Raw genomic sequence first — 14,237 nt, 5'->3', positions numbered from 1 at the left:
GACTAACCCACCATCAACTAAAAATCCAACCATCCAACTCCCCCATCCATCAACCCAAACGGGGCATCCATCAATTGGTAGCATCCGCACTGCGTTTTTTCATTTTTCTTGGCCCTTTAAACCCTTAAAATCAAAGAGTCATGAAAAAGAACAGCTACTTTTACCTTTGTTTGCTTACCCTTGGTCTAATGTTGTTGGGCTGCAGCAAGGACGACGGCCCCGGGGATACGGGTCCAGATATCAAAAGTTTCAGCCCCCTATCTGGACCGGTGGGCACCAGCATCTTCATTACCGGGAAGAACTTTGGCGCCACGGCCGCTGCCAATACGGTAAAGATCGGTACCACAACGGCCACGATCACCAGTGCCAAGGCCACGGAAATCTTTGTAACGATCCCCGAAGGTGCCACAACGGGCAAGATAAGCGTTACCGTGGACGGCAAAACGGACACGGCGGGCACGTTCACCGTAACGGAGTCACAGCCCTTGGGCATAGTGCTCAACAAGAACCAGACAACACTCTACCCCTACAATACCTATAAGGAGACCCTTTCGGTGACCTCCGATCTGGAGGGCAACACGGTTACCTGGACCAGTGACGACGAGACCGTTGCCACGGTGGACCAGAACGGTGTGGTGACCCCCTTGAAGATCGGTGAGGCCAAGATCACGGCAGCAGCCGGTGGCGGAGCTGCGGAATGTAAGATTAACGTGGTGGACGGCCCGGTGGCCACACTGGAGCTGGACAAGGAGACACTGGAACTTTTTAGGGACGGGACGGCAACCTTGGAGATAGCGGTTCTGGAGGCCGCTGTGGAGAACACCACCCCTGCGGTATGGAGCAGCGACAACGAGGCCGTTGCCACGGTGGACCAGGAAGGGAACATAACGGCCATTGCCCCCGGACAGGCCAACATTACCGCAACGGTGGACAATAAGTACGCTACCAGTGCCCTTACCGTAAACCCTGATGTTTATGTGGGAGGGTATGAAAATTTCGATGGCGATTTTGTGCCCACAGTATGGAAGAACGGGGTCCCTACCCACCTGCCCATGGAAGAGGGGGAGGACTTTGGTTTGGTAAGCGCTGTTTTTGTGACCGACTCAGGGGTATATGCGGTTGGGCGATCACAAGTTGGAAATCAATTTCCTACGGCCAGGTTATGGCACAACAATGCCCTTGTTGACCTCGAACTTGGTGAAGGTGGTTTTTCGGAAGCCTATTCCGTTTATGTGGACGGGCAGGATGTCTATGTGGCGGGGAGTGATAATGGAGGCACAGTTTGGAAGAATGGGGAAGTGCTCTACAAGTTGGGCAATAGACTCAATGCTATTTTTGTGAACGGGGACAAGGTATATACGGCGGGACATGAGCTTAATGATCAGGATGAGCCCAAAGCCATGGTATGGGAAAATGAAACCGCTACGGACCTTACGGCGGGGAGCGGCTCAGGGGATGAAGGGCTATCCGTACATGTGGACAAACAGGACGTTTACGTAGCGGGCACAAAGGATAGAGTTGCCACGGTTTGGAGGAACGGAGAAGTGCTACATAGCCTAACGGATGGTATGAGCAGCGGTTTTGCCTATTCCATAGTGGTGAGCGATGGCAAGGTATATACCACGGGCAATGATGGCAACGTTGCCTATGTATCGAAAAACAAGAACATACTGTATAACCTTACAGAAGGCACTTATGATGCAAAGGCAAGCTCCATTCAGGTATATGGGGAAGATGTTTATGTCGCCGGTAGTGAGCGTATTGATAATAATACTGGTGTGGCCAAGGTGTGGAAAAACAATAGTGCCATGGATTTGGGTGATGGCATTTTTGCTTCCAATGCCAATTCCATTTTTATATGGTAAGGTTTAACAGACCATAAAAAACAAGCTTCTCCCCTGTCACATCGAGCAGCTTGTACTGAGCGTCCACCTTCCGAAGTATCGTACGGAGGACAGGGAGTCGAAGTAAGCCGAAGTATCGAAGGAACGGTCGAAGGGAAAGACTAGTCAACACATTTGTGACAATTGGTGCAATTCGTGTCCACTAGGATAACGTAGAAAAACAATTAGATGGATTAGTTAGATTATGCAATGTCAAGGCCCCTTGTTCTTGTTAAAAGGCGGGGGTCTTACTTTCATCTAAATCCCAAACTCCAAACTCCAAATTCCAAATTCCAACAATCCAACAATCCAATCATCCAACTCCGTACTTCCCACTTCTTTTACCCTTCGCCTTTTCCCTTTCCACTAATTCACTACCCCACTATTCCACCACCAATTAAAAACTTACAACTATCCACTTAACACTAACCTCCTTTTCACTAACCTCCAACAATCCAACAATCCAACAATCCAGCAATCCAACTTCGTCCCTCCAACCCCTGCGTCTGTCCATCTCCCATCCCCATCAACCATAATAGCTAACACAATAGTTCAACTTTAGTAGGAATTCATGTATTTTTGCCAGAACAATTTATGGCAGCCAAAGTAAAACAAACTACACGCGCACAAGAATCCACCAACGCCATTGAGCGTTTGTACATAACCATGAGGCACTTGCTCAATCGTGGTTTTTATAAGCCCTCCGGGGTTTCGGGGAATGCATTGCGCAACGCCCTTTTGCTTTTAAGACCAGAGATCTATGGCTCTGTAGCCGAGGAAAAAGCAGAACTCAGCGGACTTATTTATGTGCTGGAACGCCTGCCCGAGGGAATAGAGGAATGCAGGTTTATCAACCTTACTTCAGATGAAGGCTTTTCCAAATCGCACTTAAAGGCCATTGTTCCACCAAAGCGTAGAAGAAATTGCTATCGTATAGACGATGAGCAAATGAACATTGAGATAACCCGGGGAAGAAGTGACATTTATGACATCCTTACCCACCTTACTTTTTTGTTTATTGAGTCGGGGAAGATCAGCAAACGCGTCTTGGTAGAAGATGGCACGGCCACAATTCGCGATTGGGATAAATTGGCAGCATTTGTTCAAAGCGAGGAAAAAGAAGAATCGGATAGGGAAATTGCGTTGATCCATACCGCAAATATTTTGGGAAGGACCTTTGAGGAAGTGGTTGAGATTTTAAACCAACTTAAAACGCCCAAAGATCCCGATCGTTTTTTAAATGTGATCTATTGGTTGGGTAAACTGGCCATAGAAGAGGAGACCACAGGGAACAAACGCACCATAACCTTTAGTCCATTGCTTCGTGAAAGGTTGGGCCACCACATACATGGAGAACGATGGGCAAACAAAATAAAGCAAACACTCAGCAAACATAAACTGTTGGATAGGCCCATCCATATCATCAGTGCCAATATGCACAGTGTTATGAATTCACTGTTTGCAAAAAAGGTGCTGGCCAAGGAGTTTCCAGATTCCAAATCCTTGGATATTTATGAGGCCCTGAGCTCATCAAAAAACAAAACCCTGCGCAAAAAGGTCATGGATGCCGGGGAAAAGAACGGGATGATCTTTATTGATGATGCATCTGGTGCCAACATTGATGTGCAGATTTTTGATTCTGCCAAGTTTGGGAAGGACACCTGTTGTTATCCGCTTCCCAAGGACATTTCAGACGATGAAAAACCCGTTATTTTTGTGATGGATTATGCCTTTGGCGAGCAAGCCTACGAAACCATTGATGAGCTGTTAAAGCCCATTGATGAAGGCGGCCAAAAGCGATTTTTAAACGTAGATTCCATATCCATAATGGGCAAAGCAGGCATTTTAGAAGGAGGTAAGGGCGATTTAATGATTCCTTCGGCACATATTTTTGAGGGAACAGCTGATAATTACCCATTTAAAAACGAACTTTGCGCCGCAGATTTTGAAGGCTACGGATTAAAGGTATTGGAAGGCACCATGGTAACGGTCTTGGGAACATCACTTCAAAACAGGGACATATTAAAGTTTTTCCATGAGTCTACATGGAACGTCATTGGACTGGAAATGGAAGGAGTGCATTACCAGAAGGCAATTCAATCCGCATCAAAGATTCGGAAGAGCACCAAAAAAGATGTAAAGGTAAGGTACGCTTACTATGCATCGGATAACCCGTTGGAAACCGGAAGCACCTTGGCCTCTGGAGGCTTGGGTACAACGGGCGTAAAACCAACATATTTGATTACAGATAGGATTTTAAAACAAATATTCAGCACATAACATGGCAGAGCAACCAATAAACCAGAATACATCGGATGAAATAGATTTGGGGCAGTTGTTCCAAATGATTGGAAGAGGGTTCAACAAATTAGGCATTGCTTTCTTGAGATTGTTCTTATACTTAAAGAAGAATGCTTTCATATTGGGAGGGCTTTTAATTATAGGTTTGGCAGCCGGGTATGGCCTTAACAAGATTACAACCAAGAAAAAGAAAATAGAAGTTATTGTAAAGCCCAATCTGGACAGTGAAAACTACTTGTATGATGTAGTAGAACAGATAAACAATAACATTAAATCCAAGGACACACTGTTTTTTGAAAGCATAGGCATTACCACATTAAATTTATCACAGCTTAAAGTCTCTGTTGAACCCATAGAGCAGGAAGGGGACAAAAAGGGAGATTTGGAATATCTGGAACTTCTTGAAAAGTTTCAGGATAACGGTCAATTTTCAGATGTAATACGTGTTGAGCTATTGAGCAGGAGCGCTATTAACCATAGAATTACCTTTTTGTTTAAAGATGCGTTGGAGGGACAAGTTTTTGCGCAAAAAACTATGGAATACATAAACTCCAACAAATATTTTGAAGAACTGGTTACCATATCTAAAGAGAATGCTGTTGAAAAAATCAAAAAGAATGAAGTTTTAATCAATCAGATTGATGGATTAATTTCTGCATATTCACAGAACTTGACTAAGAACAACAACCAAAATACGGATGGTCGCATTGTACTGGATGGCAATGAAAAAATGGATGTAACGGGTCTTTTTCAACTGAAAAACTCCCTAATTCGGGATATTGAAAGGAAAAAACTAGAGATAAAAGAGCAGGATAAAGCTTTAAGCGTTGTGAACTTTGGCAATGCGCAAGAGGTAAAAAAATCCTTTTTAGGAAAGCAGATCGTTCTGATTCCTTTGATTTTTATAGGAGGATTTTTTCTTTGGTCAATTCTCAAGTATTTAAACGACAAGGCCCGGGAACTTTAATCAAAAATAGAAGCACATGACTAAAATGAAAATACTCATCACTGGAGGAGCAGGCTTTATAGGTTCCCATGTGGTGCGAAGGTTTGTTAGCAATTATCCAACATATGAAATTTATAATCTGGACGCCCTCACCTATGCGGGAAATCTGGAAAACCTAAGGGATGTTGAAAATAGACCTAACTATAATTTTGTTAAAGGGGATATTGTTGATGAAGAGTTTATCAAAGATCTTTTTGAAAAGCACACATTTGATGGTGTGATACATCTTGCGGCCGAATCACATGTCGACAGGTCCATTACCGACCCCCTTGCCTTTGTCCGGACCAATATTATTGGTACCGTGAACCTGTTGAATGCTTTTAGGGATTTATGGAAAGACAATTTCGACGAAAAGCGCTTTTATCATGTAAGTACAGATGAGGTATATGGTTCTTTGGGTGCGGATGGGTTGTTTACCGAAACTACAGCGTACGATCCCAATTCACCGTATTCTGCATCTAAGGCCAGCTCTGACCACTTTGTCAGGGCCTACGGAGAAACATACGGCCTGCCCTATGTAATGTCAAACTGCTCCAATAATTATGGCCCAAACCATTTCCCTGAAAAATTGATTCCCCTGTTTATCAACAACATCATTGAGAATAAGCCGTTACCAGTCTATGGTGATGGAAAATATACACGGGACTGGCTTTTTGTTGAGGATCATGCCAGGGCCATTGATATGGTGTTTCATAAAGGGAAAAACCACGAGACCTATAACATAGGTGGGTTTAATGAATGGCAAAATATAGATTTGGTAAAACTGCTCTGTGACATTATGGACAGAAAATTGGGAAGAACTCCTGGAAGTTCACAGGAGCTGATAACCTACGTTAAGGATCGTCCCGGTCATGATTTGAGGTATGCAATTGATGCCGATAAAATTAATAAAGAATTAGGATGGGAACCCTCGGTTACTTTCGAACAAGGTCTTGAGAAAACCATTGATTGGTTTTTGGCAAATGAGAAATGGCTGAATAATGTTACTTCGGGCGAATATCAGGAATACTATGATAAAATGTATTCGTAAACAATAGTTGAAGGAATATCACTAACAAAAGATGAAAGGAATAATTTTAGCAGGAGGTTCAGGAACCAGACTGCACCCACTTACTTTATCCGTGAGTAAGCAGTTAATGCCTATTTACGACAAGCCAATGATCTATTATCCTCTATCAACTTTGATGTATGCGGGAATAAATGAGATCTTGATCATTTCCACGCCAAAAGACCTTCCGCTATTTAAAGAGTTATTGGGTGATGGAAAGAAGTACGGATGCTCTTTTTCATACGCTGTACAGGAAGCCCCAAATGGTTTGGCCGAAGCATTTATTATTGGTGAGGACTTCATTGGTAAGGATAAAGTTGCCCTAATACTCGGGGATAATATCTTTTATGGGTCTGGGTTGGCCAAGTTACTTCAATCCAATAATGATCCTAAAGGAGGTATTATCTATGCGTATAGAGTTCATGATCCGGAAAGATATGGCGTAGTTGAGTTTGATGATGACGGCAAAGCAATTAGTATAGAGGAGAAACCTGAAGAACCAAAGTCCAACTATGCTGTGCCGGGAATATATTTTTATGACAATGATGTTGTAGAGATAGCCAAGAATATTCCACCGAGTCATAGAGGGGAGCTGGAAATAACCGATGTGAACAAGGTATATTTGGAAAGGGGCAAGTTAAGCGTGAGTATTTTGGATAGGGGAACCGCCTGGCTGGATACGGGAACGTTTCAGTCCTTAATGCAGGCATCACAATTTGTTGAGGTCATTGAAGAACGGCAGGGGCTTAAAATTGGAGCCATTGAAGGAGCGGCCTATGAGATGGGCTATATTGACAAAGCCCAGTTCAAGAAATTGGCAGAGCCTTTGATGAAAAGTGGATATGGAATAAACCTATTGGGGATATTAAATAAAAAATAAATGACATTCACCGAGACTAAGCTCAAAGGGTGCTTTATATTGGAGCCTACTATTTTTAATGACGACCGTGGTTATTTTCTGGAATCATTCAATAAAGAAAGATTCAATAGCGGAGTTGGAGCGCAAGTGAATTTCGTCCAGGACAATCAGTCGTTTTCCTCAAAAGGTGTTATACGTGCAATCCATTACCAAATTGGCGAGCATGCCCAGGCAAAACTGGTAAGGGTCCTTAGCGGAACTGTATTGGATGTTGCCGTTGATTTAAGGAAAGATTCACCAACTTTTGGGGAGCATGTGGCCATAGAATTAAGCCATGGGAACAAAAAACAACTTTTTATTCCCAGAGGGTTTGGGCATGGCTTTGTAGTGCTTTCCGACACAGCGGAATTTTTCTATAAATGCGATAATTACTATAACAAGGAAGCAGAAGGCGGAATCATTTATAATGACCCAACATTAAACATCGATTGGAAAATGTCACAGGAGGATATTAAGGTTTCGGACAAAGACCTGGTATTACCAAAATTAAACGAGGCCATATTATGAAAAATGTGTTGGTGACTGGCGGGAAGGGACAGTTGGGCAACTGTATTAAGGATGTGGCCAAAGGACTGGACAATTGTAACTTTATTTATGTTGATGTCGACGAACTTGATATTACAGAGGCAATTGCTGTAAATCAGTTTTTTAAGGACAAGAAAATCACGCATTGTATAAACTGTGCGGCTTATACGGCCGTAGATAATGCAGAATCAAATCAAAAATTAGCTGAAAAGATTAATGTGGAGGGTGCTAAAAACCTTGCTGAAGCCTGCAGCCATAACGGAGCTATTCTAATTCATATTTCAACGGATTTTGTATTTGATGGCAATCAAACAAATTTATATACCGAGAAAGATAAAGAAAACCCATTGGGAGTTTATGGCCTCACCAAGTTGTATGGGGAAAGGGAAGTGATTAAAGCCTTAAAAGAGCATTTTATTGTTAGAACTTCATGGCTGTATTCCGAATATGGAAACAATTTTTTGAAAACAATGCTCAAGTTAGGTGCTCAGAGAGAAACATTGAGCGTGGTCTGTGATCAAATAGGAACACCCACTTATGCTGGTGATTTGGCTAAATTGGTAATAAATATAGTGCAGGAGGATAAATCGGAATACGGAACGTACCACTATAGCAATGAAGGTGTAACAAGTTGGTATGATTTTGCTAAAGCTATTTTTGATGAAAGCGATACCAATGTAATACTTTCACCCATTAAATCTGAGGCATATCCAACACCAGCAGAACGACCTAGGTTTAGTGTAATGGATAAATCTAAAATAAAGGAAGAATTGAAGCTGGAAATCCCATATTGGAGGGACAGTCTTAAACGATGTTTACTGAAGTTGGACAAATAGACATTGGTTATTTCTTCCTAAACAAAAACATATTATGTGAGCAGTCTGGCCAAGGGAAGTTTGCTTATTGCAGGTGGAACGGTATATAAAATACTTTTAACCATATTGATAGACAAATATCTGGCTACCCAATTGGGCGTTGAAGATTTTGGACAGTTTAAATATGGCATTACCATAGTGTTGCTGCTAAGTACATTCTGTACTTTGGGCTTTAACTCGTCAATAGTTCGGTCGATAGCCATTCAGAGCTCATTTGATAAGAAGAAAATCCTGATTACCATTTCCCTCGCTTTAACAGCCTTTGTCTCTTTATTGGTGCTGTTGCTGGGTGTTTCAAAACATACACTTTTTGGTATAGACTCACCATTTTTATATGCTACGGTCTTTTTTAGTCTGAATACACTTTATAGTGGGGTATACAGTGGTTTGGAAAAACCAAATTTAAAAGTTTGGATTAATGATGTGTTTGGTTTTACCGCTTATCTGTTGTTTCTATGGTCTTTTTTTAGATTCTTCGACAATGCAGATAAAATCGCTTATGTTTATTTGGGCTACGCCATTAGCGTTTTTGTTATTAACCTTTTTGCATCTAGAAAGTTTTACCACAAAGTTGAAGCAGGGGTTTTTAAAAGTGAGATTTTCAAAGAATATGTGAGCTATACAAAACCACTGTTCGGGGTATCCATTTTAATAATATTAAGCGCTAACCTTGACAAGGTGATCTTAAATTACTTTGTATCCGAAGAGCAGTTGGGAATTTATTATTCTGTATTTAACATCAGTAATCTACTACCCCTTATCCTCACTATATTGGTGTTTATGTATTTGCCGAGAATGAGCAAGTTTTTGGAGAGGAAAAAGATGAATCAGGCTACACTTTTAAGTAGTTATTCTTCAAAGTGGACCATGATCATGGCCTCCATTTTTTTTGGCTCCATTTTTTACTATGGAAAGGATATCATAACAATCTTGTACACTGAAAACTTTGTTGGCGGGTTGATGGTATTAAAAATTTTGGCGCTGGGACAATGGATTAACGTATCACTTGGTTTTACAGGACAAAACCTTTTGGCAATAGGAGACAGTAAAAGCCAACTTTACATTAGAACCCTCACGTTTATATTAGGGGCCATTTTGCTATATTTTGGCTCAAAATTATATGGAAACATTGGTGCAGCAATATCAATTTTAATTGCTTTGACCTGCTCCAATGTACTTCAGATTATTATTTTAAAAAGAAAGCACAAGTTTGTAGGGTACAGGAAACAAAACCTATTTGCTTTTATAATGGTTCTATTGATAGGACTTTTACTCTCATATTTGCATAAATCCTCTTTTTTCTTACAGTTGAACTTTCTTGTTTCATTAGCTTTGGACCTAGGTATTTTCATAAGTATTTTGTTTATGTCCAAAGTATTGGGAAAAAAGGATATTAAAGTTTTAAAAATAGCAGAAGGTTAATGGCAGAAAAAGAAGCTCATGTTTTTATAGTTTGGAGCAAGGGACTTGACCAAAGAAAAAGAATCATAAAGGATATTGAACAGCGCTTTGAAATAGTGCAATGTATAGATACCACTTGGTCCAAAAGCAAGTTCTCCGAAAACTTATCTCGTTTTTATGGAGAGAACTTACCTAAGAATTCTTCTAAAGAGAAGCATTGCGGCACAGACACCTTTTTAAGTGTAATCATCTGGGACAACAATCCTGTGTATGAATTAAGGGAAACTTCCAAGGGCATAAAGCCAGTTAACATCAACATGTTTGATGCCAAGCAACTATATCGTGATTGGACAGGTGGGGGGCATAAAATACATGGTTCTGACAATGTCACAGAGTCAAGGAGCAATATGTATCTTTTATTTGGCATCAAATATGAAGATATATTGAATGTAGAAGAGAAGAACATTCAAAGAAATTATGAAGGTGATTTGGTGGGAGCCCATGGGTGGGACTCTTTGGGTCAAATTTTTGAGGCGTTTAATGAATTGACTAATTATGTGGTTCTAAGGAACTTCGCAAACATTGAGGATGAATTGAACAACCTTCATCCAGACATAGATGTTCTAACCGATAATAAACGTCTTGTCGCTGATGTTTCCAATGGCAAACCCACTTACAAAGATAAAAGAAGGGTACAGCACTTGGTCATGGTTAACGGTCAAAAAGTGTTTTTCGATTTCAGGTTTGTGGGCGACGGATATTATGATTATAAATGGCAGCAACAGATTTTGACGACTCGAGTAGTTTATAAAAATATGTTTGTGCCCAACGGTAAAAACCACTTTTTTTCACTGATGTACCACGCCTTTCTACATAAAGAAAAGTTGATTTCCGACTATGTCGTTAAACTGATAAGCCATTCAAAAGAGCTGGATTTAAACTACAATAACAGGTCTTTTTTGGATTTTGCTGTGTTAAAGGACTTGAACAGTTTTATGATGACAAACAATTATGACTATGTGGAACCTCGAGATCTTACGGTATTTTATAATACCAAACTAATAGAACCATTTAAAGACATTGTTATTACCACAGACAGACAAAATTATGAACGGGTAAGGGATGTAAAAAAATTCATCAAAAAAGTGCTTAAAAAGCTAGGAATTAAAATTGGCAATTAATTGTGGGGTTTTGTTTAATCAAATAATATTCTCTAGATAAACCCTGGTTATAATAGTACAAAAGTAAAATGTCTACATTTAAAAGTTCTTTAGGGTCAATATATAGATCAATAAAAAACAGATTTTTCTATTATAGGAAAAAGAACTTTATACATGGGTTCTTTAAAGAAAATGGTTATAGCAATATTAAGCCTTTTAACCTGCACAAATGGCACCATGACCTTTATCTTTTTACGGCCATGGATAAGGATGGCAAGCCCGTTTTTATAAAATTGACCAACCTACCCAGAATATTGAAAAATGAAAATCGGGCATATAAAAAAATACGGAAAAACGATATTCTAAAAAACCATTTGATCGAGCATAAGGCATATATAAAAAAAGAGGGTTACAAAGCGTTGATCCTTCAAAGATCTAATGGTACCGTACTTAATGAAGATTGGGCAAGCAAGAACATCCCTGAACTTCGGGCATTGATTGATATAGTGGATGGATTCACAGCTATGTCGTTGATCCATAGGGACATTAAATTGGATAATTTCATTTACGATGATGGTGTCATCAAAGTCTTTGACTTTTCATTTATGATAGACATGACCGAAAACAAAAAAATGAAAGAAATCGACCTAGCCAACAATGATAATATGATAAAGCTCGTTACTATGGGTGTAGGGTATAAACCAGCTCCATTAAAATGGGATGATTATTATGCTTTACATGTGGTTTTCAAAGAGCTGTTGCAAAATAACGCTTCTAATATCCCATTGGAGCAAAAAAGACTATTGGAGCAGTACAAAAATGAATGCTATGATAAAATAGGGGTAAACAGTTACACTATTTTAAAATAAGCTCTTTGGTTATACTTTAAAAGAATGGGCAAGATTCGCACAAATGATTTAGTTCTGTGGTTGTTCACTGCTTTAATTGGAGGTATGGCCATATGCCATGCATCATCAATGTCCAAAGCTCTAACCATTGGAAGGGGAAAACCGCACAATCCTACCAAACTTGCGCCAACAGCTTCCGTTATTAGGGTGCCCCAGGATTACAGTACCATTCAAGAAGCTGTAGATGCTGCCCAAGATTATGATATGATCATTTTATCCCAGGGCACTTATCAGTTATCCGAAACTATTTTTGTTGACAAACCCATTACCTTGACTTCAGAATATATCAATTCTAATGATGAATCTGATATTAATGCCACGGTTATAACAAGTGATGTCAATTTAGATCCGCTTGTGCTGTTCGACAAGAACGCTTCGGATTCTAAATGTATTGGATTAACGTTTAGAGATGCCCATAAACAATTGACCACAGAAAGTGAATACATTGAAGTGACAAATTGTAGTTTTTATGATAATGGCAGTGATGCCCTGAGCATTGAGGCTGGGGGAGGTTATTTTGCACATAATTATTTTGAAAACAATGGTGATGAAGCCATTGATGCAGACGACAGCTTAAGTTGGGTGGCCGAATATAATACTATAGTGAACCCGGGGGATGATGGGTTTGAAATTAGACTGCATAACAATGATGGGTCGGAAAGATTGCACGTCATTCGTTACAATTACATTTCAGGCGCAGATGAAGATGGCATTCAGTTAATAGATTACGATGGCGATTCAGGACGGGAGTTCCAGATTCACCATAATATCATCCGAAATAGTGCAATGGTAGGACTTGGTTGTACAAGTAATGGCAATACCGTTGAAAATTTTGAAGGTTCATACATGGAGGAGGAAACCTTTGTTTACAACAATGTGTTTGACAATAACGACCATAGTATTACAGGGGCAAACAAGATGCTTGTTTTTAACAATATCATCTTAAACAGTACAACTGCAGCCATCAAGAAATTGGACAATGATTCCAGTTCAGATTACAACTGTCTGTTCAACAATGGAACTGATTTTATAAACGCATTAACAGGAACCAATAATATCTTGGAAAATCCTTTGTTAAAATTAGACTATTCCTTGGAAGAGGAGAGTCCCTGCATAGAAGCCGGTATAAAAACATATGCTGTAAATGGGCTAGGTCAAACCGTGGATGATAAGGATATTTTAGGTGAGTTTCCGGATATTGGAGCCAAGGAGTTCGCGCAAGATTTACCTGTTGAAAACATTGCTCCGTCGGTTTCTTTGGCAGAAAACCAAGTGCTGTTACACCCTAATAATACATTGTTGCTTTCAGGCCTGGTTTCTGATGATGGTCTACCAGAGAACAGTGATATAATGGTGCAATGGACTTTGGAATCTGGCCCTGAAGGAGAGGATGTAATTTTTACCGATGCCAATAGTGCGGAAACCGAGGTCACCTTTGATGTGCAAGGCGTCTATGAGTTGAAATTAACAGCTACTGACGGAGAGAAAACAAGTAGTGATAAAATAACGGTTTTTTTCGTAAACGATTTTAACGATTCAGTTATCGAGGTAAGCGAGAGTCTGTTTATTGAGGCTGAAGACTATAGATATTTAGTGGGCAGCGCACAGGTTATGAGTGTAGAGGGTTCAAGTGCCGGGCAGATTGTGAATGCTCCCATTGATGAGGGGGCTTATGCCTACAGCGAGCACCGTTTAGTGACTTTTACAGAGGGCACGTACTATGTTTGGGTCAATGCCACTAGGTTAGATGGTATGGGCAACAGCTTAAAAATAGCTTTTAACGACTTAGAAAGGGAATTACAAGTTGAGACGTTGACCACAAATAGCTTTGGAGGTGAAAGTTGGGTGAAGGTGGTTTTCGGTAATATTCCTGAGGGGGTATACCCATTACGTATCGCAGCTAACAAAGAAGGCGTGGCCTGGGATAGGATTTTCATAACCACAAATGAAAATGAAGCTCCTTTTAATACAGAGCCAGAAGTTTTGAACATATACCCTGTACCAAATACCGGTCAATTTACCATAGCACTTAAGAATACAGAACCTACAAAAATTAAGGTTTTTGATATACAGGGCAGATTGGTATTTAAAACATCTGTTAGCGATACCTTTTTTGCTCTGGTGGATATTCCAATAATTGACAAGGGAATGTATGTTGTTAGTATTGAGAATGATACTGAAATGACGACAAAAAAAATTGTAATCAATTGA

At 40.2% G+C, this 14,237-nt stretch carries 11 protein-coding genes; all 11 read left to right on the top strand.

Going from position 1 to position 14,237, the window contains the following annotated elements:
- Positions 1–140: 140 nt before the first annotated feature.
- Entirely contained in the window at positions 141–1,865 is a 1,725-nt protein-coding gene (locus ACOQO1_RS14025) for an Ig-like domain-containing protein (protein ID WP_420603507.1), read from the top strand.
- Between the two features lie 612 nt (positions 1,866–2,477).
- Positions 2,478–4,163, top strand: a complete 1,686-nt coding sequence (locus ACOQO1_RS14020; RefSeq protein WP_420603506.1) for a DUF6909 family protein — start codon at positions 2,478–2,480, stop codon at positions 4,161–4,163.
- Between the two features lies 1 nt (position 4,164).
- Entirely contained in the window at positions 4,165–5,151 is a 987-nt protein-coding gene (locus tag ACOQO1_RS14015) for a hypothetical protein (RefSeq protein WP_420603505.1), read from the top strand.
- A 25-nt stretch (positions 5,152–5,176) separates the two neighbouring features.
- Positions 5,177–6,220 carry a dTDP-glucose 4,6-dehydratase gene (gene rfbB, locus ACOQO1_RS14010; RefSeq protein WP_420604337.1) on the top strand — a complete coding sequence of 348 codons (1,044 nt, stop codon included), beginning with the start codon at positions 5,177–5,179 and terminating at the stop codon, positions 6,218–6,220.
- 31 nt (positions 6,221–6,251) lie between these two features.
- Positions 6,252–7,118 carry a glucose-1-phosphate thymidylyltransferase RfbA gene (gene rfbA, locus ACOQO1_RS14005; RefSeq protein WP_420603504.1) on the top strand — a complete coding sequence of 289 codons (867 nt, stop codon included), beginning with the start codon at positions 6,252–6,254 and terminating at the stop codon, positions 7,116–7,118.
- Positions 7,119–7,664 (top strand): dTDP-4-dehydrorhamnose 3,5-epimerase, encoded by a 546-nt coding sequence (gene rfbC / locus ACOQO1_RS14000; protein ID WP_420603503.1) that lies wholly within the window; start codon positions 7,119–7,121, stop codon positions 7,662–7,664.
- A complete protein-coding gene (rfbD, locus tag ACOQO1_RS13995) occupies positions 7,661–8,518 on the top strand; it encodes a dTDP-4-dehydrorhamnose reductase (protein WP_420603502.1) in 858 nt (285 codons plus the stop codon). Before rfbC ends, rfbD begins: the two co-directional genes overlap by 4 nt.
- Before the next feature lie 36 nt (positions 8,519–8,554).
- Positions 8,555–9,979: an oligosaccharide flippase family protein gene (locus tag ACOQO1_RS13990; protein WP_420603501.1), complete on the top strand. Its 1,425-nt coding sequence runs from the start codon at positions 8,555–8,557 to the stop codon at positions 9,977–9,979.
- Complete coding sequence (locus ACOQO1_RS13985) at positions 9,979–11,139, top strand: hypothetical protein (protein ID WP_420603500.1); 1,161 nt, start codon at positions 9,979–9,981, stop codon at positions 11,137–11,139. The genes ACOQO1_RS13990 and ACOQO1_RS13985 overlap by 1 nt, the downstream gene beginning before the upstream one ends.
- A gap of 68 nt (positions 11,140–11,207) precedes the next feature.
- Positions 11,208–11,987 (top strand): hypothetical protein, encoded by a 780-nt coding sequence (locus ACOQO1_RS13980; RefSeq protein ID WP_420603499.1) that lies wholly within the window; start codon positions 11,208–11,210, stop codon positions 11,985–11,987.
- Between the two features lie 24 nt (positions 11,988–12,011).
- Positions 12,012–14,237: a T9SS type A sorting domain-containing protein gene (locus ACOQO1_RS13975; protein WP_420603498.1), complete on the top strand. Its 2,226-nt coding sequence runs from the start codon at positions 12,012–12,014 to the stop codon at positions 14,235–14,237.

This window comes from Flagellimonas sp., assembly GCF_965222555.1.
GTDB lineage: Bacteria > Bacteroidota > Bacteroidia > Flavobacteriales > Flavobacteriaceae > Flagellimonas.
Note: the sequence above shows the minus strand (reverse complement) of the source record. Positions and strands in the feature narration are given on the sequence as shown.

Bases quoted from the DNA above. Each gene is read 5' to 3' on its own strand.
- ACOQO1_RS14025 (WP_420603507.1), top strand. From the start codon at position 141: ATGAAAAAGAACAGCTACTTTTACCTTTGTTTGCTTACCCTTGGTCTA.
- ACOQO1_RS14020 (WP_420603506.1), top strand. From the start codon at position 2,478: ATGGCAGCCAAAGTAAAACAAACTACACGCGCACAAGAATCCACCAAC.
- ACOQO1_RS14015 (WP_420603505.1), top strand. From the start codon at position 4,165: ATGGCAGAGCAACCAATAAACCAGAATACATCGGATGAAATAGATTTG.
- rfbB (WP_420604337.1), top strand. From the start codon at position 5,177: ATGAAAATACTCATCACTGGAGGAGCAGGCTTTATAGGTTCCCATGTG.
- rfbA (WP_420603504.1), top strand. From the start codon at position 6,252: ATGAAAGGAATAATTTTAGCAGGAGGTTCAGGAACCAGACTGCACCCA.
- rfbC (WP_420603503.1), top strand. From the start codon at position 7,119: ATGACATTCACCGAGACTAAGCTCAAAGGGTGCTTTATATTGGAGCCT.
- rfbD (WP_420603502.1), top strand. From the start codon at position 7,661: ATGAAAAATGTGTTGGTGACTGGCGGGAAGGGACAGTTGGGCAACTGT.
- ACOQO1_RS13985 (WP_420603500.1), top strand. From the start codon at position 9,979: ATGGCAGAAAAAGAAGCTCATGTTTTTATAGTTTGGAGCAAGGGACTT.
- ACOQO1_RS13980 (WP_420603499.1), top strand. From the start codon at position 11,208: ATGTCTACATTTAAAAGTTCTTTAGGGTCAATATATAGATCAATAAAA.
- ACOQO1_RS13975 (WP_420603498.1), top strand. From the start codon at position 12,012: ATGGGCAAGATTCGCACAAATGATTTAGTTCTGTGGTTGTTCACTGCT.